Origin of the sequence: Flavobacterium sp., assembly GCF_004211145.1 — a bacterium.
GTDB lineage: Bacteria > Bacteroidota > Bacteroidia > Flavobacteriales > Flavobacteriaceae > Flavobacterium.
In genome coordinates this window covers 13,749-32,025 of record NZ_SEBS01000038.1, presented here as the reverse complement: position 1 = coordinate 32,025, position 18,277 = coordinate 13,749, and the positions used below count along the sequence as shown (strand labels likewise).

Annotated in this window: 21 protein-coding genes; 13 read left to right on the top strand and 8 right to left on the bottom strand. The window is 46.2% G+C overall.

Annotation, left to right across the window (positions count from 1 at the left end; genetic code table 11):
• Window positions 1–842: 842 nt before the first annotated feature.
• From priA to nadC, 5 genes are all read right to left on the bottom strand, one after another.
• Window positions 843–3,296 (bottom strand): primosomal protein N', encoded by a 2,454-nt coding sequence (priA, locus tag EOO50_RS14760; RefSeq protein ID WP_290841051.1) that lies wholly within the window; start codon window positions 3,294–3,296, stop codon window positions 843–845.
• Between the two features lie 153 nt (window positions 3,297–3,449).
• Window positions 3,450–4,547: a hypothetical protein gene (locus tag EOO50_RS14755; protein ID WP_290841050.1), complete on the bottom strand. Its 1,098-nt coding sequence runs from the start codon at window positions 4,545–4,547 to the stop codon at window positions 3,450–3,452.
• 18 nt (window positions 4,548–4,565) lie between these two features.
• The gene (locus tag EOO50_RS14750) at window positions 4,566–4,994 is read right to left on the bottom strand and encodes a DUF2147 domain-containing protein (RefSeq protein WP_290841049.1); all 429 of its coding nucleotides are present in this window, start codon (window positions 4,992–4,994) and stop codon (window positions 4,566–4,568) included.
• Window positions 4,995–5,156: 162 nt separating this feature from the next.
• Window positions 5,157–6,086 (bottom strand): YihY/virulence factor BrkB family protein, encoded by a 930-nt coding sequence (locus EOO50_RS14745; protein WP_290841048.1) that lies wholly within the window; start codon window positions 6,084–6,086, stop codon window positions 5,157–5,159.
• 72 nt (window positions 6,087–6,158) lie between these two features.
• Window positions 6,159–7,016 (bottom strand): carboxylating nicotinate-nucleotide diphosphorylase, encoded by an 858-nt coding sequence (nadC, locus tag EOO50_RS14740; RefSeq protein ID WP_290841047.1) that lies wholly within the window; start codon window positions 7,014–7,016, stop codon window positions 6,159–6,161.
• 180 nt (window positions 7,017–7,196) lie between these two features.
• Between nadC and EOO50_RS14735 the strand changes: the two genes are divergently transcribed.
• From EOO50_RS14735 to rlmH, 4 genes are read left to right on the top strand one after another with little or no spacing between them, the layout of a single operon-like run.
• A complete protein-coding gene (locus EOO50_RS14735; protein WP_290841046.1) occupies window positions 7,197–7,700 on the top strand; it encodes a GNAT family N-acetyltransferase in 504 nt (167 codons plus the stop codon).
• A gap of 25 nt (window positions 7,701–7,725) precedes the next feature.
• Window positions 7,726–7,914 carry a hypothetical protein gene (locus EOO50_RS14730; RefSeq protein WP_290841045.1) on the top strand — a complete coding sequence of 63 codons (189 nt, stop codon included), beginning with the start codon at window positions 7,726–7,728 and terminating at the stop codon, window positions 7,912–7,914.
• Complete coding sequence (locus EOO50_RS14725; protein ID WP_290841044.1) at window positions 7,915–8,112, top strand: gliding motility protein GldL; 198 nt, start codon at window positions 7,915–7,917, stop codon at window positions 8,110–8,112. It begins immediately after the preceding gene.
• Window positions 8,112–8,585 carry a 23S rRNA (pseudouridine(1915)-N(3))-methyltransferase RlmH gene (rlmH, locus tag EOO50_RS14720; RefSeq protein ID WP_290841043.1) on the top strand — a complete coding sequence of 158 codons (474 nt, stop codon included), beginning with the start codon at window positions 8,112–8,114 and terminating at the stop codon, window positions 8,583–8,585. The genes EOO50_RS14725 and rlmH overlap by 1 nt, the downstream gene beginning before the upstream one ends.
• A gap of 358 nt (window positions 8,586–8,943) precedes the next feature.
• Here rlmH and folP read toward each other — a convergent pair whose 3' ends face one another.
• Window positions 8,944–9,768: a dihydropteroate synthase gene (folP, locus tag EOO50_RS14715; RefSeq protein ID WP_290841042.1), complete on the bottom strand. Its 825-nt coding sequence runs from the start codon at window positions 9,766–9,768 to the stop codon at window positions 8,944–8,946.
• Between the two features lie 97 nt (window positions 9,769–9,865).
• Here folP and EOO50_RS14710 point away from each other — a divergent pair, with 97 nt between their 5' ends.
• From EOO50_RS14710 to EOO50_RS14680, 7 genes are all read left to right on the top strand, one after another.
• A complete protein-coding gene (locus EOO50_RS14710) occupies window positions 9,866–10,402 on the top strand; it encodes a DUF1599 domain-containing protein (protein WP_290841041.1) in 537 nt (178 codons plus the stop codon).
• Window positions 10,403–10,474: 72 nt separating this feature from the next.
• Complete coding sequence (locus EOO50_RS14705) at window positions 10,475–11,578, top strand: BT_3928 family protein (RefSeq protein ID WP_290841040.1); 1,104 nt, start codon at window positions 10,475–10,477, stop codon at window positions 11,576–11,578.
• A 32-nt stretch (window positions 11,579–11,610) separates the two neighbouring features.
• Window positions 11,611–11,898 (top strand): hypothetical protein, encoded by a 288-nt coding sequence (locus EOO50_RS14700; protein WP_290841039.1) that lies wholly within the window; start codon window positions 11,611–11,613, stop codon window positions 11,896–11,898.
• 296 nt (window positions 11,899–12,194) lie between these two features.
• Window positions 12,195–12,695, top strand: a complete 501-nt coding sequence (locus EOO50_RS14695) for a TlpA disulfide reductase family protein (protein ID WP_290841038.1) — start codon at window positions 12,195–12,197, stop codon at window positions 12,693–12,695.
• The gene (gene tpiA / locus EOO50_RS14690; RefSeq protein WP_290841037.1) at window positions 12,692–13,444 is read left to right on the top strand and encodes a triose-phosphate isomerase; all 753 of its coding nucleotides are present in this window, start codon (window positions 12,692–12,694) and stop codon (window positions 13,442–13,444) included. Before EOO50_RS14695 ends, tpiA begins: the two co-directional genes overlap by 4 nt.
• A 4-nt stretch (window positions 13,445–13,448) precedes the next feature.
• A complete protein-coding gene (locus EOO50_RS14685; RefSeq protein ID WP_290841036.1) occupies window positions 13,449–14,099 on the top strand; it encodes a tetratricopeptide repeat protein in 651 nt (216 codons plus the stop codon).
• A 68-nt stretch (window positions 14,100–14,167) separates the two neighbouring features.
• Window positions 14,168–14,587 (top strand): hypothetical protein, encoded by a 420-nt coding sequence (locus EOO50_RS14680; RefSeq protein WP_290841035.1) that lies wholly within the window; start codon window positions 14,168–14,170, stop codon window positions 14,585–14,587.
• Between the two features lie 366 nt (window positions 14,588–14,953).
• Here the strand turns inward: EOO50_RS14680 and EOO50_RS14675 are convergent, their stop codons facing one another.
• Window positions 14,954–16,177, bottom strand: a complete 1,224-nt coding sequence (locus EOO50_RS14675; RefSeq protein WP_290841034.1) for a porin — start codon at window positions 16,175–16,177, stop codon at window positions 14,954–14,956.
• A 188-nt stretch (window positions 16,178–16,365) separates the two neighbouring features.
• Here EOO50_RS14675 and prmA point away from each other — a divergent pair, with 188 nt between their 5' ends.
• Window positions 16,366–17,199: a 50S ribosomal protein L11 methyltransferase gene (gene prmA / locus EOO50_RS14670; protein ID WP_290841033.1), complete on the top strand. Its 834-nt coding sequence runs from the start codon at window positions 16,366–16,368 to the stop codon at window positions 17,197–17,199.
• 168 nt (window positions 17,200–17,367) lie between these two features.
• On the top strand, window positions 17,368–17,643 hold the full coding sequence (locus EOO50_RS14665; RefSeq protein ID WP_290841032.1) for an ATP-dependent Clp protease adaptor ClpS: 276 nt from the start codon (window positions 17,368–17,370) through the stop codon (window positions 17,641–17,643).
• A gap of 39 nt (window positions 17,644–17,682) precedes the next feature.
• Here the strand turns inward: EOO50_RS14665 and EOO50_RS14660 are convergent, their stop codons facing one another.
• Window positions 17,683–18,129, bottom strand: a complete 447-nt coding sequence (locus EOO50_RS14660; RefSeq protein ID WP_290841031.1) for a lipocalin family protein — start codon at window positions 18,127–18,129, stop codon at window positions 17,683–17,685.
• Between the last annotated feature and the right edge of the window lie 148 nt (window positions 18,130–18,277).

The following is an 18,277-nucleotide window of genomic DNA, read 5'->3' as shown; positions in this document are numbered from 1 at the left end:
GTAGCAAAAAACGTAGCCGTTTCAGAAAAAGAAATTCCGCTCTTTGTTCCTTCATTTTAGCCACGGATACACGAATCAACACGGATCGCACTTACGTAACTGATCATAGCGATATCCGATTCAAGTCGATTTTAACCGCAAGATTATTTAGGTCGAAACCAAAAAATCCGTGAAAATTCGTGTATCCGTGGCAAAAAAACACGGATTTACACAGATCGCACTTACTTAACTGATTACAGCGAAATCCGATTCAAGTCGATTTCAACCGCGAGAATATCTAGGTCCAAATCAAAAAAGTCCGTGAAAATCCGTATATCCGTGGCAAAAAACTTCGTGCCTTAGTGGCAAAAAACGTAGCCTTCTCAAAAAAAGAAATTTTATGCTTTTTGTTCCTTTTAGCCACGAATACACGAATCTATCTGGATCGCACTTACTTAACTGATTCATCCCGATTCACGTTGATTTTTAGGCAAATTATCTAGATCGAAAATCCAAATATCCGTGAAAATCCGTGTATCTGTGGTATGAACCTTGTGCAACCATGGCAAAAATTAAACTTCGCAACTTCGTGCCTTCGTGCCTTCGTGCCTTCGTGCCTTCGTGGCAAAGAAAATCGAACTTCCGACTTTGTGTCAAAAAAAACCTTCGTGCCTTCGTGGCAAAGAAAATCGAACTTCCAGACTTTGTGTCAAAAAAAAACCTTCGTGCCTTCGTGGCAAAGAAAATCGAACTTCCATACTTTGTGTCAAAAAAAATCCTTCGTGCCTTCATGTCAAAGAAAATCGAACTTCCAGACTTTGTGTCAAAAAAAACCTTCGTGCCTTCATATCAAAAATCATACGTCAATAGAAGTCCACATTCACCGATACCTTTACAGGCCGAAACTGCGACACCGCCTCAAAGCTATCCAAAATCCTACGTATCGTCTTCTTCGTGCCCTGCAACGGCTTATCGTGCGGAATCTTCACCATTATCGTGCGGATATATTCGTTGCGGATGCGGGAAATCGGGGGTTCCTCAGGTCCGAGCACGGGCAAATCCAGATTCTGCGACAAAACCTGATACAACCATTGCGAACCCTGCTTCAATTTCTCGAAATCGCGATGCTTCAGCGTGAGTCGGATCAACTTGAAATACGGCGGATATTTATAGATTTTACGTTCATATAGCTGCTCGGCGTACATGCCCGCGTAGTCGTTATCTGTAACCTGTCGGATTACATTATGGAACGGATTATAGGTCTGGATGATCACTTTTCCGCGTTTTGAAGACCGACCTGCCCTACCCGAAACCTGCGTGATCATTTGGTAGCTGCGTTCGAACGCGCGGAAATCCGGGTGATACAGCATATTGTCGGCGTTCATGATCCCGACCAGACTCACGTTGTCGAAATCCAGTCCTTTCGCTAACATCTGCGTACCGACGAGAATGTCGATCTCGCGATCCCTGAAACTGTCGATGATTTTCTCGAAACCGAATTTACCGCGCGTCGTGTCCTGATCCATTCGTCCGGTTTTATGATTCGGAAACAATTCCTGCAATTCGTGCTGTATCTGTTCGGTACCGAAGCCTTTCGTAGTCAGATCGACACTGTGGCACGCGTGGCAATGCGTCGGGAATGCCACCGACGAACCGCAATAATGGCAACGCAACTGGTTCTTGACTTTGTGGTAGGTCAGGCTCACATCGCAATTCGTACACTGCGGAACATGACCACACGTCAGGCATTCGACGACAGGAGAATAGCCGCGTCGGTTTTGAAACAGAATGACTTGTTCACCAAGCGACAACGCCTCGGCGATTGCTTCGAGCAACGTATCGCTGAAATGCCCCGACATCTTCTTTCGGAAATATTTATCCTTTAAATCCACGAGTGCAATTTCGGGCAACATCACGTTTCCATAGCGCTCGGTCAATTCTACCAAACCGTATTTTCCGCTTTGGGCATTGAACGTCGTCTCGATAGCGGGAGTCGCCGAACCCAGCAAAACTTTCGCCCCGAAACTGTTCGCGAGCACGATCGCCGCGTCGCGCGCATGATAACGGGGCGCGGGATCGACCTGCTTGAACGTTTGCTCGTGTTCCTCGTCGACTATGATGAAGCCGAGATCCCGAAACGGTAAAAACAACGCCGATCGCGCGCCGATCACGACCTGCGCCTTCTCCGAACCTTCCAAAATCTGGTTCCAGGTCTCGACGCGTTCGTTGTTCGAATATTTGGAATGGAACACCGCTACCCTATTCCCAAAGTAGGCCGTGAGCCGTGTCACGAGTTGCGTCGTGAGCGCGATTTCAGGCAACAGATACAAAGTCTGCTTTCCCGTGGCGAGAAATTCCTCGATGAGTTTTATGTAGATTTCAGTCTTTCCGCTCGCGGTTATGCCGTGCAGCAGCGTGACGTCGTTCGTGGAAAACGTCTGTTTTATTTCGTCAAACGCTTTTTGTTGGGCCGCGCTGAGTTTTAATTCTCGTTCTTCGAGCTTGTCTTCGAAATTCACGCGGTCGTGCTGCAGGTTGTATTCCTCGAAAATTCCCTTATCGACGAGTGATTTCAGCACCGTCGACGTCACGCCTGCGCTATCGGTAAGTTGCTTGACCGAAATCGGTTTTTTGACCGACGCGCGCAATTGGAAATACTGTAATAAAAGTTCTCTCTGTTTCCTGGCGCTTTTTAGGATTTCAAGCAATTCCTGGAGCTTTTCCTCGCGTTCAAACTCGGGATACAATCGGATGTAGCGCACGAGTTTCGGTTTGTAGCTTTCGGACACTTCTTCCTCGAGCGACAAGACGTTTTTGACCATCATGCGCCGGATCACGGGAAAAATATTCTTCTTGCCCAAGATCGCCATCACATCCTGGACTTTGAGCGACGATTGTTGCTGTAACGCTTGATAAATCAGAAATTCCTCGTCGGTCAAGTCGTTCGTGTCGACTGCGAAATCCAGATTTTGAGCGATTATGGTTTCGCTTTCCAGCAGCAAGGCCGACGGCATCGCGCTTCGATACACGTCGCCGATCGCGCACATATAATAGGATGCTATCCATTTCCAATGTTCGATCTGGATTTGGGTTACGATAGGTTTTTCGTCAAGGATTTGGTGGATGTCACGCGCTTCGTAGAATTGCGGCGCGTTTTGGTGCAATTCGATGGCCAACGCCGTGTAGATTTTGTTCTTGCCGAAAGCGACCGCGATGCGCATTCCGGGTCGAATAAAACCGTATTCGGCGGCTGAAACACTGTAAGTGAACGTCTTGGCGAGGTTGAGCGGCAGTATGACTTCGACGAAAAAGGACATGGTTTGGTTGGCGGGAATTGGATCGTAAAGATAAAGTGAAAAATGGAAAAGCCGGTTTGTTTTACAGATTAGGTTCTTTGATTTTTTAAACCATTAAGATCATTAAGGTCATTGAGATCATTGAAGAATTAAGCCGTTATTCCTGAAACTGACCTAGGCAATTTCGCCTTCGAACCACAGGCAGCCTGTGAGTTTCATTCCTTTTTCGAGATTCGAGATGCGCATGTTTTGTTTGTTGACGAAGATATCGAGCGTGAAGAAATCTTCGTTTTGCGCGTCGTTTATGAGTTTTACGCGAAGAATATATCCCGAATTTTCGCCGAATACCGCGACTTCGCTGTACTCGAGCAATACACCGATGAAGTCGTAATGTGAAACGCCCGGAAAATCAGAATTGGGCATATACGTTGAGAAATCGGCGGAAAGTGAAGCTCCGTTTATTTCGGTGACGTCGCTTTTGTCGATTACGAAAGCGAGCGCCCAAACGCGGATGTCGAGTTGCTTTTGCGTTTGATAGGTTTTCTTGTTGAGCGCGTAATCGGTGGCGAAGAATCCGAATCCGAACGTGTCGCGACCGCCGCCGTAAATTTCAGCCTCGAGGTTTTTCGCATGCGACCATTCCCTGATTTGTTTCGTCGCGAATGGGACGACGAAAGACGTTTCGAGTCTCGGATAGGCCGAAATAAGGTTTTCCGAAGTCGAAACCGTTCGCAGCGAAAGTTTCTTGGACGTGTTGAATATTTCATCGAATCGCGCCTCGTGGAATGACGCGAACTCACTTTGTTTGACTGCTTCCGTACTGATCGCAGCGGCCATTAACTGGTTTACGAGTTTGGCACCGGAATCGGAAGCCATGAATTCGAACCCGAATAATGCCCCGAAATGGTCGCCGTGTTTGCCTTCGTTCGTGCTGATGATTTCTATCTCGGGATTACGCGGATTGACTATCGCATCATCTTGTTTCAAAAGCCCTTTCTTTTCAGCGAACGTGTCGTTGATGCTTTTCCTGGGAATATTTTCGCCCGACACTTTCTGCTCATCATTTTTGGCGTCAGAGAAATATTTTTCGTTCATCTGGGAAGCGCGCAATACAATCATTTGGAGCTGGCCGTCGGGAACGCCTTTTTTTCGCAGCGCATCGGCGACTTCGTGCACGTTGAGGCCTTTCGCGAAGAGTTCGAGCGCGTCCTTGAGCAATTCGTTGGCGTTGAATGACGGCTCCTTTTTCTTGAAGAAATCGAATAATCCCATTACGTTTCGGTTGTAAAATTATTTGACGCGGTACCAGTATTGGGTTCGCCCGATCAACGAAACCCCGATGTAACCGCGCACTTTCAATTTATCGTTTCCTTCAAGTGTAATGTAACACTTGTAAAGCCGGCCGTGTTTGGGATCGAGGATTTTGCCGTTCGTGTATTCACTGCCTTCTTTTGTGAGACCTTTGATTACGGTCAGGCCGAGCAATGGCTTGTTCTTGTCGGAGCCGGAACAGTTCACGCAGACGCGTTTCTTGTCGACGGCGTTGAAGATGTCGATGACCTTGCCGTAGACTTTGCCGCCGTTTTCATAAATGTCGACGATCGCGATCGCCTTACCGGTTTCGTCGTCTATGGTTTTCCATTTCCCGATGACGCCATTGTTTATGGGTGCGAACGACGTCAGCAAAACGGCAACTAAAAGTGTAAGTAATTTTGTCATTGGGTTTCGATATTTAGCCCGGATGGAAGCGGTTAGCCTTTTGCGAAAAAACGTTCATTTTGCCGGATTGCGGCAGCGACTGAAAGAAGCTCGACGCAAGCCGATGCAAAATTGCGTTTTTTAAAAAAGCTAATAGCGAACAGCCGGATCAGCTCCTGAAAATCACGATTCGACCAAGTGTTTCCGTTTGGCGCGATTCACTGCGGCGTTGAGCTCGAAGCCCAGCAGCAGCACGATACAGTTAATCCAAATATAAAACATTAGGATCAATAATGTGCCGATCGAACCGTACAATTCGTTGTAACGCGAGAATTTAACGACCCAGATTCCAAAGAAATACGACGAAATAATTACCAGAATCGTCGTGAATACCGACCCGATCGAGATGAACGAACGCTTGCCCGTGCGCTTTGTCCCGAACTTGAAAAGCACCGAAACGGTGAACAAAATCATAAGCATCAAGAACAGGTAACGCGTGCCTTCGAGCAGCGGAATGTTGTCGTTGAATATGTTGTCGAGTTTCAGGTTTTGGAGCACGACTTCGAGCGTTACGATGGTCGCAACCGTAAACAACAGGATGCAGACCATGACGATCGACATGCCGAGCGCAACGGCGTACTGCCGCAGGAATCCGCGTTTGATGATTACATGATTCGCGCTTTCGAAACCGCCCAATATCGAATTCAAACCGTTGGCTGCCAAAAATATCGACAGCACGACACCCCAGGAAAGCAAGCCGGAATGACTGTTGTTCAAAATATCATTCAGGATTACCGCGACGGCATCGTACGTATTCGGCGGCACCGATTGGGAAACGAACGTCATGAAATCGTCCTGGAAATGATCGATCGGAATGTACGGGATCAAGTTAAGCGTGAACAGCGAAAACGGAAACAACGCCATGAAAAAGCTGAACGAAATCGCGGCGGCGCGGTAGGTAAGCGCACCCTCGGCAATCCCGATGAAATAGATCTCGATCAAATCGTAAAGCGATAAACCTTGCAACCACGGAAGTTGTATCTTCTTGGCTTGGCGTGCGAGGTTTCGGACGATGATGATGCGTTCTATTTTGGCTTCTATTTCCTGGGACATTTTTTTTGTTTAAGGTTTCGTGTTTAGAGTTGCTCGTTACGTCGTAACACTAAACTCTAAACACGAAACGTTTCAATCCGCTTTCAAGCTCAAATCCATATTATAAACCGAATGCGTCAACGCGCCCGAAGATATGTAATCAACGCCGCATTCAGCATATTCGCGTATGGTTTTTTCGTTTATGTTGCCCGATGATTCGGTAAGGCTTTGGTCGCCGATCATCGTTACGGCTTCGCGTGTGGTTTCGTAATCGAAGTTGTCGAGCAAGATCCGGTAAACGCCGCCCGCCGAAAGGATTTGTGAAACTTCATCTAGATCGCGCGCTTCGACTATTATTTTGAGGTCGAGGTTGTTTTGAGAGAGATATTTTTTCGTTTTCTCGATCGCAAGCCCGATGCCGCCCGCGAAATCGATGTGGTTGTCTTTTAGCATGACCATGTCGTACAATGCGAAACGGTGGTTCTCGCCTCCTCCGATTTTGACTGCCCATTTCTCGATCGCGCGGATTCCCGGAGTCGTTTTGCGCGTGTCGAGGATTTTGGTGTTCGTGCCTTCGAGCAAGTCCGCGAAGAATTTGGTCTTGGTCGCGATAGCCGACATTCGTTGCATGGAATTCAAGACGAAACGTTCGGCCTTTAGAATGGATTGCGAACGGCCTGAAACGCGAAAGACGACATCTCCATATTTTACAGGTGAACCGTCCTGGATCAGGGTTTCGACTTCCATGTCGGCATCGACTTCGTTGAAGATCATCTTGGCGAATTCGACGCCGGCGATAATTCCTTCGTCTTTTACTAGGAGTTTGGCTTTTCCTTGCGCTTCGGCGGGAATGCACGCGAGCGAACTGTGATCGCCGTCGCCAATGTCTTCGCGCAGCGCGTTTTTGATGATAAGTTCGAGCTCGTGGTTGAATTGGGCGGTTGAAATCATGTTTGCAATTTGTGGTGCTAAAGTATGGTTTATAGTCGGAAATGGAAAGCGGAATGGTTTGAAATGTGGACGTTATTTTATTTTTAAAAATGGATTGATGGGGTTGAAAAATAGCGATAATAAGTTGACAGGCAATAACTTAAATAACACCCTGTCAGGGTCAAAATTTGGCAACTTCCGATGAAAAAAAGAATTTCCCAAATTTCATTTATCTCCCTAAATTACAACATGAAAAACCTCAAACTCCTCCGCACCACGCCCAGCCATCCCGACTTCCAAAAATTAATCGCATTGCTCGACGCCGAACTTTCCATAAATAACGGAGACGAAGACGCGTTCTTCTCATCGCACAACACGACCGACACCGTCAAACACGCCATCGTCGCCTATTACGACGACATTCCTGCAGGAACGGGCGCGATCAAGCCGTATTCCGAAAATCAAATCGAAGTGAAACGAATGTACGTTCCGCTTGAATTCAGAGGAAAAGGCATCGCGTCGGCTGTCGTAACCGAACTTGAGAACTGGGCGCGTGAACTCGGTTTCCCGGAAGCGATCTTGGAAACAGGCGTCAAACAAGTCGAAGCCGTAAGCCTTTACCCGAAACTCGGCTACCAAATCACCGCAAAATATCCGCCGTACGAGAACAGCGAAATGAGCGTCTGCATGAAAAAATCGTTATGATTGTTTATTTTTGAAAAAAAATCCAATGAAAAACATACCTGCCATAATCGTATTGTCCAAAGCGATGATCGTACTCGGACTTGGAATCGCATTCTATTTCGCCGACGAGGAAGGTTCGGCCGCATTGATCGTAATCGGTTGCGGGCTTATCGTCGCGGCCATATTGCTTTTCCTGCTGCTTCCCGCCAAAAAAGGAAAGCAAAACTATTTCTAAATGAAAAACCGCTACATCATATCGATTTACGTTTTCGGAATGTTCTTGATGGTTTTCGGCGCGTTGTTCCGCATCATGCATTGGCCGTCAGCGAGCTTTCTGCTGATCTCCGCGTCGGCGCTTCAAGCCATCGGCCTGCTATTGCTCATCGCCAAATTGCTCAAGAGCAAGGACGGGCAAAAATTCCTCGACAGCTGATGAACATCCGCCTGCTCGCCATCGGGAAAACCGACAACAAGGAACTTCAGAAACTCATCGACGACTACTCGAAACGCTTGTCGTTTTATATCAAGTTCGACCTCGAGGTCATTCCTGACATCAAGAACGTCAAGAATTTATCCGAGAGCCAGCAAAAGGAAAAAGAAGGCGAATTGATCCTGTCGAAACTCTCGCCCACCGACCAACTCATCCTGCTCGATGAAAACGGGAAGACGTTCGCAAGCGTGGGTTTTTCGCAGGAACTCCAAAAGAAAATGAACTCTGGAATCAAGACGTTGGTGTTCGTGATCGGCGGTCCATACGGATTTTCAGACACCGTTTATGCAAAGTCCCAGGGCAAAATTTCATTGTCACTCATGACGTTCTCGCATCAAATGGTGCGGCTTTTTTTCGTGGAGCAAGTATATCGCGCGTTTACGATTTTGAAGGGCGAACCGTATCACCATCAATAGTGCTGACGTGCTAAAGTGCATGGTGCTAAAGTTTTTTGGGCGTTCCGGCGGTTGCACGAGTCGGTCACGCCGAAAGCAACAGTTACCGCCGTCGGGCTATCCGTTTCAATCTTTTCAAAACAGGTTTGCTGTTGCAGGCAAACCTGTTTTGAAAAGGATTTCCACTTCTATCCCTAACGCGAAAATTAGCAAATTAGCGAATTCGAAAATTAGCGAATAAATTACGGCAGGCTTGGCGTTTCGGGTTATTTTAAACAATATACGCGAACGCAACACCAAACATCCTCAAAAACGAAAACCACCAATCCAACCCAAAATCCCATCCGCTAATCCGCTAATTTTCTAATTTTCTAATTTTCTAATCATCTAACTGCCCAATTATCCGGACACATTCCACCGCTTCCTTCACATCATGAACTCTCAAAATATTCGCGCCTTTCGACAGTGCGATCGTATTAAGGACAGTCGTTCCGTTGAGCGCTTGTTCGGCTTTGGTTTCGAGTACTTTATAGATCATCGACTTTCTCGAAATCCCGACGAGCAACGGCAATTCGATCAACTGGAAAAGCTCGAGTTTGTGCAGTAGTTCATAATTCTGTGTAAGCGTCTTCGAGAACCCGAAGCCCGGATCGACGATGATATCTGAAATCCCAAAACGTCGCGCCTCTTGGACGCGTTGTGAAAAATAAAAAAGTATATCCTTTACCAAATCGTCATAATCGGTGAATTGCTGCATCGTCTTGGATTCGCCTCTCATGTGCATCATGATGTACGGGACGCGCAGATCGGCCACGGTTTCAAGCATGTTGGAGTCGAGCAATCCCGCCGAGATGTCGTTCACGATCGCCGCGCCGTTTTCAACACAGGCTTTCGCGACCCGGCTTCGGAACGTGTCGATCGAAAGCAAGGCGTCGGGAAATTCCTTTAACAACAAATCGATCACGGGCAAAAGCCGGTTCGTTTCCTCGATCTCCGACACGAAATCGGCTCCGGGACGCGATGAATAGCCGCCCAGGTCGATGAACGTCGCACCTTCTGAGAGGATTTTCTCAGCTTGGGAAAGGAAATCGGAATCGCTTCGGTATTGCCCACCGTCAAAAAACGAATCGGGCGTGACATTCAAGATGCCCATAACCTTCGGGCTTGACAAATCGATGAGTTTTCCTTTGCAGTTGATTGTCATACAATTATAATTCATTAACAAATTAGCGCCGATGCGAAACACCGCCAGTGCGATAATTTTTTTACTTTTGGGATCGCTACACAAATATACACCTATAATGAAGAATACCTCGCAGGAATACGACAGTGTCATTGCCGGTTGCCGTTCGCTTTTCTCAAACAAAATGACCGATTACGGCAGCGCCTGGCGCATTCTTCGATTGCCTTCGCTCACCGACCAGATTTTCATCAAGGCGCAACGCATCCGCAGTTTGCAGGAAAATGAGGTGCGCAAGGTCGATGAAGGCGAGGCTTCGGAATTCGTCGGGATCATCAATTATTCTGTAATGGCGCTAATCCAACTCGATCTCGGAATCGCCGACCAACCCGATCTCGACACACGAAAAGCCACCGAACTATACGATGCGAAAATCGCCCAGACCAAAGCGCTCATGGAGGCCAAGAACCACGATTACGGCGAGGCGTGGCGCGACATGCGTGTGAGTTCACTCACCGATTTGATCCTGCAGAAAATCCTGCGCGTCAAGCAAATCGAGGACAACAAAGGAAAAACGCTGGTATCTGAAGGTATCGACGCGAATTACCAGGACATGATCAATTACGCGGTTTTCGCTTTGATTCATATCGGGAAATAAAGATTTTACCGCGGATTCGCGGATTTTTAATATGGATAATTTTAAAAAAATCCGCGAATCCGCGGCTAGAATATGAAAAACATCATCACGCAATTTTCAAGGATCTTCGTCGGAATATTATTTATTATTTCAGGCCTCATCAAACTCAACGATCCGATCGGATTTTCGTTCAAACTCGAAGAATATTTCAGCGAGCCTGTATTGAACCTGCCGTTTTTGGTTCCGGCTGCGCTTGCGATCGCGGTTTTCGTCGTGATTTTCGAAGTCGTTTTGGGCGTGATGTTGTTGCTCGGTTATAAACCTAAATTCACGATCTGGAGTTTGCTGCTGATGATCGTGTTTTTCACGTTCCTAACATTCTATTCGGCGTATTTCAACAAGGTGACCGACTGCGGCTGTTTCGGCGACGCATTGAAATTGACGCCTTGGCAATCGTTTACGAAAGACGTCGTGTTGTTGTTCTTCATCCTGATTTTGTTCATCAACATGAAACTTGTCAAACCCATTTTGCCGCAATCGTTCCGCAACGGCTTGGTCTATTTGAGCGTCGCGCTTTGCGGGTTCATGGCGTATTGGGTATTGAATCATTTGCCGTTGAAGGATTTCCGCGCCTATAAAGTCGGGACGAACATCCAAAAAGGAATGGAGTTTCCTGAAGGAGCCGAACGCGCGAAAGTCGAGATGATCTTCGTGTACAAAGTAAAAGGCGTGAACAAGGAATTCGGTGAAAACGATTTGATGAATCTCCCTGAAGGTGCCGAATTCGTCGAACGCAAAGACAAGGTGATCTCGCAAGGCTATGTGCCGCCGATCCACGATTTCACGATGGAAAAAGACGGATCAGATTATAAAGATGAATTGCTTCTCGAACCGAAGTTGCTCATGTTCGTCGCCTACGATCTGACGAAATCGAGTCCCGAAGGCATGGAAAAACTTGAAAAAATCGCAACCGACGCCAAAGCCAAGGGTTATAAAGTGATTGCTATGAGCGCAGCGTTAGGCGACGAAGTTACCGCCGCGAAGCAAAAATACGGGCAGACGTTCGACTATTATTTCTGCGATGCGACGACCTTAAAGACCATCGAGCGCGCCAATCCGAGCCTTGTAGTTCTTAAAAACGGAACAATTTCACAAAAACTTCACTGGAAAGACAGCGAGAAACTAATTCTTGATTAAATTCGCAAGCAACAAACCAACATTTGCGATTTATGTTTAAGGAGGAACGTAAAAGAAGCTATCAGGGATTCGGGCTTTGCCTTTTGGTATTCCTGATAGGACTTTTCATGCTGAATGTGATTTCGATCACTGAAAATCCAATACTTGGAAACGCCTTTTACATTATCATAGGATGGCTTTTCATGTTGCTTTCGGTAATCGGTGTCTGCCTGATCATACATTATCTATATAAACTTAAGCGACGCGAACGCAAACGCAAATCAGGCAGCAAAATCGTTTTTTTGGACGATGAAGGCGATCGTCGGAAAAAAGTGAAGTAAATCTTTTTCAATTTTTCTTGTCGATCGGTATCGGAATTTCGACCCGTCGTGATGATTGTCGATTCAAATTGCACTGTATCCCGACCTGATAACGCCATATTCGACGAATTAAAAATCTACGGTTGCGACCCAAATCCACAAATTCCTTTCTAAACCATTCAGGTTGAGCGATTGACGCTAAAACATAACAAATTGCTAACCTGAAATGCATCGGATGCTTTTTACAGCCCAAAAAATTTAGGTTTCTTTGCGAATCTTTGTATTTTAGTAAAGTACCTTTGTAAAAATCATTCGCGATGAAAAAATTACTGATTGCCATCGTCATAACGGGTCTTTTTTCGTGCTCCCAGGCGCAAAAAACCGAGTTTTCCAAGGAAAGCCTTTCTGAAACGCTTGCCACGCTCGACAATAAGAACGCCACTTTCGACGAAATCCTCAAGAAACATAAAGGCAAGACGATCTTTATCGACGTTTGGGCTTCATGGTGTGGCGACTGCGTCAAGGCCATGCCCAAATTCAAGGAACTGCAGGCGAATCATCCCGAAGCTGATTACGTGTTCATCTCGATGGACAAGGTCAAGGACAAATGGGAAGCGGGAATCCAGAAACACGATCTCAAGGGCGATCATTATTGGGCAACCGACGGCATGAAAGGCAAGTTCGGGCAAGCGATCGACCTCGACTGGATCCCACGCTATATCATCGTCGATAAAACCGGAAAGATCGCAATCTATCGCGCCATCGAAACCGACTTCGACAAACTAAACACTACCCTAACCCAATTGAAATCAAAATGAGACAAAAAATTGTTGCCGGAAACTGGAAAATGCACAAAAATGCTGAAGAAACCGAAGACCTGCTCAACGAACTTATAGAACAATTGCCAACCGATGCCGAAGCGCAGATCATCGTCGCTCCCACTTTCGTGAACCTTGCATCGGCGGTACAACACCTTGAATTCACGAATATCGGTGTCGCGGCACAAAATATGCACCAGGCGGAAGGCGGCGCGTTCACGGGCGAGATTTCGGCCGACATGTTAAAGAGCATCGGCGTGGACACCGTAATCCTCGGACATTCGGAGCGTCGCAGTTACTTCAACGAAACCGACGCTTTGATCGCCAACAAGACCGACACCGCCTTGAAACACGACATGACCGTGATTTTCTGCTTCGGTGAAGAATTGAAGGATCGAAAGGACAACAATCATTTCAACGTCGTCGAAAACCAATTGCGCGACGGGCTTTTCCATATTCAGGAGAAAGATTGGGAAAAAATCGTTTTGGCGTATGAGCCGGTTTGGGCCATCGGGACAGGAGAAACCGCTTCCCCGGAACAGGCTCAGGAAATGCACGAGTTCATCCGCGAGACGGTTCGCAAGAAATTCGGAAGCAATGTTGCCGAAGATGTTTCGATTCTTTACGGCGGAAGCGTGAAACCTGAAAACGCGAAAGAAATTTTTTCAAAACCCGATGTGGACGGCGGCCTTATTGGAGGCGCGGCCTTGAAAGCGGCTGACTTTGCCGCGATCGCTTCAGCACTGTAAGTTTATGAGAAAGGTCGTTTCGTTTTTCACGATATTCGTTTTAGCCGTTGGAAGTTTTGGATGCGGAGGCAATAAGGCCGAAGCCGACAAGACGCAACACCTGATATCGAACGACGACAAACGAAGCGGCCTTCAACATTACCAACAGCGGATGAAGTTCAACAATGCTAAAGCCAAACAACTTTGCGACAAAGGCATTGCGCTGTATGAAAAAAAGAAGTTCCCTGGCGCAAAACAGAACCTGCTTAAAGCGCTCGAACTTGAACCGACGAATGCCGTAGTGCTTACGAATCTCGGACATATCGCGTATGAAACAGGAAACTTCAAGGATGCCATCGATTTCTACAATCGATCGCACATTATTTTTGATTCGAACCAATTGAATGCCGGAGTACATTTGGGTCGCAGCTATTACCTGAATGGCGAATATGATAAATGCATCATAATCTCGAAATATACGGTGGCACATGCCGAAGACGAGAAATCGTACTATTTATCGTATTATAATATGACGAAAGCTTTGATAAAACAAGGTGATTGCGAGGCGGCGAAGCGCAGTTTCAAAAACACGCAACCTGCTTTGAATAGCTTTAAAAGTTTGAAATCGCGAATTTATGTTTTAGAACATGAGCTCGAAAATTGCAATCAAAAATAAATTTTAACGCTTTCTTTTATACTTTTGGAGCGGCATTGCCGTTTAGGTGCAGTCCCTAAAATCTGAAAATGAAATACTTACTCGCCTGTTTTTTGGCTTTTTCGTGCTGCCTTGCCTATTCGCAAACCGACACACAATCACGTTACAATTCCAATTTTCGCCAGTTCTACATGTGGAATGAGCAAAAACAAGCGTATGAACTCAAGGATACTGAGGAAGAGCATTCCATCATTGACATACGCGAACAAATCAACAAGAACAGCGGTTATGTCGTGATCAGCATGACCGACGATGCGAAAACCCGCATGTACCACGGAAACATCACGGCTTACAAACAGGAAAACGGAGAAAGTACCTGGTCGTTGCGATCAAAGGTACTCAAGAGCAAAATCGTGCTCGATCCCGTAAAAAGAACGATTACGTATTCGTATGAAGCGAATGATGAGCGGTATATGAAGATTTTTGTGTTTAAGTTGGAACTTGAGTAGATGTTGGTTTGTTGATTTGTTGATTTGTTGATTTGTTTATTTGAATCGATCTCTTGCGTTGGCGAATAAGTAGATGTTGATGCGTTGATTTGTTGATGCGTTTATTTGAATGCATCTCTTGCGTTGGCGAATACGTCGATGTTGATGCGTCGATTTGTTGACTTGTTTATTTGTTTATTTGAATCGATCTCTTGCGTTGGCGGAATATGTCAATGTTGATGCGTCGATGCGTTTATTCGAATGCATCTCTTCCGTCTCACGAATGAATTTGTCCCTAAAATTTCCCGCCAACCTCAATGGTAATTATTAATTATTAATTGTTAATTATCAATTGTCAATTGTCAATTATCAATTATCAACTAAAAATCAAATCCCCATCTCAATCTGAAAGCGCAAATACCAATTATTCTTCGACGTTCCATCGATGTAATCCAACGTATCGAACGTCAATTCTCCCTGAAGTTTGAACGTGTGTTCCCAAATGTATTTCGTGAGCCCGATCGAATATTCCTTTTGTTTGGGCGTGAGCGTTTGGATTTCATTGTTCGGATTCAGCGTTGAAAAACGTCCGATGACTTCATAATTCGACCGAAACAAATAACTCAACTGGTAATCGAAACCATGCCCCGTGTAAACGTAACGTAAATCCGTCGGGTCTACAGGATTCACGGTAATCGGATCTTTGCTCGTTTCGCGCTTCATGTATGCCGCCATCGCCGCCCAGCCGTTGTATTTGAACATGGCGTCGAGCATCGTGGTTTTTATCGTGCGTTGGTCGAAAAGTTCCTCGCCCAATTGTCCGCCTGTCCTGCGCGCCTGGTTATTCTGCTGGAATGCGCCCGAGAACATGATTTTCGGTATTTTCTCACGCATCAAATCGCCTTCGAAATACGTACCGTCTTTTGTGAAAGCGCCGAGTGGGAAAATTTCGGCTTTTCCGGTAAGTGCAACGCCGTCATCGGCATTTCCGGTGATGTTTCGGCCCTCGCCCGTCGAAACTGCGCCTTTGAAATTGTATGAAAATTTTTCCTTGAATTCGTTGAGCTGGTGCACTTGGATCCCGAAGTCGCGGTCGATCGTAAAACGCGCGTTGTTGATCGAACGGTCGGTCAATTGCAAACCGCCCGACGAATTCACGCGCTGTCTGTTTCCGGGTAATTTCGTCTGTCCGAAACTGATGTTCCAGCTCGCATTCGGTCGGTAATAAATCACGGCGTCGCGAATGATGTTAAGGTTTTCTCCGTCTCGCACTTCGCCCACGTCTCCGGGAGCGAACGACAATTGGATCGCGTACAAAAATTTCGGATTGCCCACGTAACCGTCGAATCGCAGACGCAAACGCCTGATCTGGCCGTCATACTGCGGTTTCTCGTCCTCGATATCGTAATATGTGACGCGGTTTTGGATACGGAACCTGATGTTGAGCTGGAAAATACTGTCGGGCGACGTCAGGCCCAATCCCTTACCGAAATTGTAGTACGGCAACGTCGAAAGTTTCAAGTCATTGTCGTTGTTCGTGCGTCCGACGACAATTTGCGCCATCGATTCCATCGCGAAAAGCAAGAACAAAAGCAGCGTAATTTTCTTCATGATTGTGTAGTTAGGTTGGGCAAATTTAGTATTAATTTTTTGTTAAGCTAACATTACGTCGCATCGGATACGCGCGTCGATTTTATCGGCCCTGATATTCCATTTTTCTTTCGTTCGTCCTTCATCTTTTGTCATTTGTCTTTGGTCTTTTTGTCTGCTGTCTTATGTATCTTTGCAAAAAAATTCAAATGTCAAACATATATCTCGGTTACCATTTCAATGTCGACCCAAAAGAACCGGGTTGCGAAATCCTAGTAGCCGAATTGGGCGAAAAACCGTTCGAATCCTTCATTGAGACCGACAATGGCGTGATCGCCTACATCAAAAAAGAATTGTGGGACGAGAATATTCTCGACGATATTTTCATTTTGAAGTCGGACGAATTCAAAATAGAGCACTCGATCGAGGAAATCGACCAAGTCAATTGGAACGAGGAATGGGAAAAGCATTTCGAACCCATCGACGTTGACGGACGTTGCCATGTGCGCGCGACATTCCACGAGAAAACCGACGCCGAATTCGACATCGTGATCGAACCCAAGATGAGCTTCGGAACCGGGCATCACGAGACCACGCACATGATGATCCAGCATTTGCTCGAAACCGACGTAACCGGGTTGAAAACCCTCGACATGGGTTGCGGAACCGCGATTTTAGCCATTCTTGCCGAAATGAAAGGCGCCGAACCGATCGACGCTATCGACATCGACAACTGGTGTTATTTGAATTCGATCGAGAACGCCGAACGCAACGACTGCAAGCACATCACGGTCTACGAAGGCGACGCCGCCTTGCTTGAAGGAAAGCGTTACGATTTGATCATCGCGAACATCAACCGAAATATTTTACTCGCCGACATGCAGCAATACGTCGATTGCCTGAACAAGGATGGCATTCTGTTGCTCAGCGGTTTTTATGAAGAAGACATCGAAGCCATCAACGAATCCTGCGTGGAAAAAGGATTGACGTACGTGAAAAAATTCGCACGCAATAATTGGGTTTCTTTGAAATATATAAATTAGTTTTTCCGTTTTGAAGAAATTGATAATTGACAATTGATAATTGATAATTGTCAATGGAGTACGGATATTGGGCAACTTATGGGTTGAAATTCAGACGCTCCGTTTCCCTTAATTTTTAAAAATCGCAACAATTGTCAATTATCCATTGTCAATTGTCCATTGAAAAATATGAGTACAAAAGAGAAAATCCAGGAAGACGTCGCGATTGCCGACGAAGTCCATAACAACAACGAAATCGTCCTGTACAACGACGATGTGAACACGTTCGATCACGTGATCGATACGTTGATCCGCGTTTGCAGCCACACGGCAGAGCAAGCCGAACAATGTTCGTTGATCATCCACTACAAAGGAAAATGCACTGTGAAGACCGGAGCTTATGACGAGCTCAAGCCACAATGCACACAACTCCTCGAAGCCGGCCTGAGCGCCGAAATCGTCTGAAAACAAAAAGTCCTTACCGTTTCGATAAGGACTTTTTTATTACTTCTTCCTGAAGACTTGCGTCACCGTTATGGAAACGCCTCCCGTTTGGGCGGTCGATTCGTATCGGAGTTCGGCGCCCGTGAGCTTGGTTACGGTAAACGTTTCAGCTACTTCACCATCTACCTGGATCGTCAGCAAATCGCCGTTGAGCGCATATTCGCCCGAATCGGCAAACTCATTGCAATTGTCGTCCTGGTCTTGGAAAAGCGCTACGTCGCGAAAACTTCCGCCTTCCAGGAATTCCTGATAATCCTTATCACATCCGGGTTCGTGTCCGGGATAATTAACCGATGAAGGGTTTTGATTGTCCACTTGCGTAATGGTTTTCAAATAATCCCATTTTCCCGTGATTGAAGCACGCGGCCCGTCATCGTTGCCGCACGAAGAAAAGAGAAGCCCGGCGGTGAGTGCCATCGAAGCCAATGTAAATCGCATTTTGTTCATACTGTTAGATTTTTTGTCGTTCTCAAAAATATGTGAAAAACCGTTGGTGCCGATTTATTAAAAAATAAAGTTAGCAACGAGTTATTAACGCAAATTTTAAGGGTTATTGTACGATGTGTTTTGTTATTTTTGGAGGAACAACTAAAAA

Coding starts and splice junctions, on each gene's coding strand:
- EOO50_RS14745 (WP_290841048.1), bottom strand. CDS start 6,086: ATGTCCCAGGAAATAGAAGCCAAAATAGAACGCATCATCATCGTCCGA.
- nadC (WP_290841047.1), bottom strand. CDS start 7,016: ATGATTTCAACCGCCCAATTCAACCACGAGCTCGAACTTATCATCAAA.
- priA (WP_290841051.1), bottom strand. CDS start 3,296: ATGTCCTTTTTCGTCGAAGTCATACTGCCGCTCAACCTCGCCAAGACG.
- EOO50_RS14710 (WP_290841041.1), top strand. CDS start 9,866: ATGAAGAATACCTCGCAGGAATACGACAGTGTCATTGCCGGTTGCCGT.
- EOO50_RS14660 (WP_290841031.1), bottom strand. CDS start 18,129: ATGAACAAAATGCGATTTACATTGGCTTCGATGGCACTCACCGCCGGG.
- EOO50_RS14665 (WP_290841032.1), top strand. CDS start 17,368: ATGAGTACAAAAGAGAAAATCCAGGAAGACGTCGCGATTGCCGACGAA.
- EOO50_RS14725 (WP_290841044.1), top strand. CDS start 7,915: ATGAAAAACCGCTACATCATATCGATTTACGTTTTCGGAATGTTCTTG.
- rlmH (WP_290841043.1), top strand. CDS start 8,112: ATGAACATCCGCCTGCTCGCCATCGGGAAAACCGACAACAAGGAACTT.
- EOO50_RS14755 (WP_290841050.1), bottom strand. CDS start 4,547: ATGGGATTATTCGATTTCTTCAAGAAAAAGGAGCCGTCATTCAACGCC.
- EOO50_RS14735 (WP_290841046.1), top strand. CDS start 7,197: ATGAAAAAAAGAATTTCCCAAATTTCATTTATCTCCCTAAATTACAAC.
- folP (WP_290841042.1), bottom strand. CDS start 9,768: ATGACAATCAACTGCAAAGGAAAACTCATCGATTTGTCAAGCCCGAAG.
- EOO50_RS14730 (WP_290841045.1), top strand. CDS start 7,726: ATGAAAAACATACCTGCCATAATCGTATTGTCCAAAGCGATGATCGTA.
- EOO50_RS14705 (WP_290841040.1), top strand. CDS start 10,475: ATGAAAAACATCATCACGCAATTTTCAAGGATCTTCGTCGGAATATTA.
- EOO50_RS14675 (WP_290841034.1), bottom strand. CDS start 16,177: ATGAAGAAAATTACGCTGCTTTTGTTCTTGCTTTTCGCGATGGAATCG.
- EOO50_RS14680 (WP_290841035.1), top strand. CDS start 14,168: ATGAAATACTTACTCGCCTGTTTTTTGGCTTTTTCGTGCTGCCTTGCC.
- prmA (WP_290841033.1), top strand. CDS start 16,366: ATGTCAAACATATATCTCGGTTACCATTTCAATGTCGACCCAAAAGAA.
- EOO50_RS14695 (WP_290841038.1), top strand. CDS start 12,195: ATGAAAAAATTACTGATTGCCATCGTCATAACGGGTCTTTTTTCGTGC.
- EOO50_RS14750 (WP_290841049.1), bottom strand. CDS start 4,994: ATGACAAAATTACTTACACTTTTAGTTGCCGTTTTGCTGACGTCGTTC.
- EOO50_RS14700 (WP_290841039.1), top strand. CDS start 11,611: ATGTTTAAGGAGGAACGTAAAAGAAGCTATCAGGGATTCGGGCTTTGC.
- EOO50_RS14685 (WP_290841036.1), top strand. CDS start 13,449: ATGAGAAAGGTCGTTTCGTTTTTCACGATATTCGTTTTAGCCGTTGGA.
- tpiA (WP_290841037.1), top strand. CDS start 12,692: ATGAGACAAAAAATTGTTGCCGGAAACTGGAAAATGCACAAAAATGCT.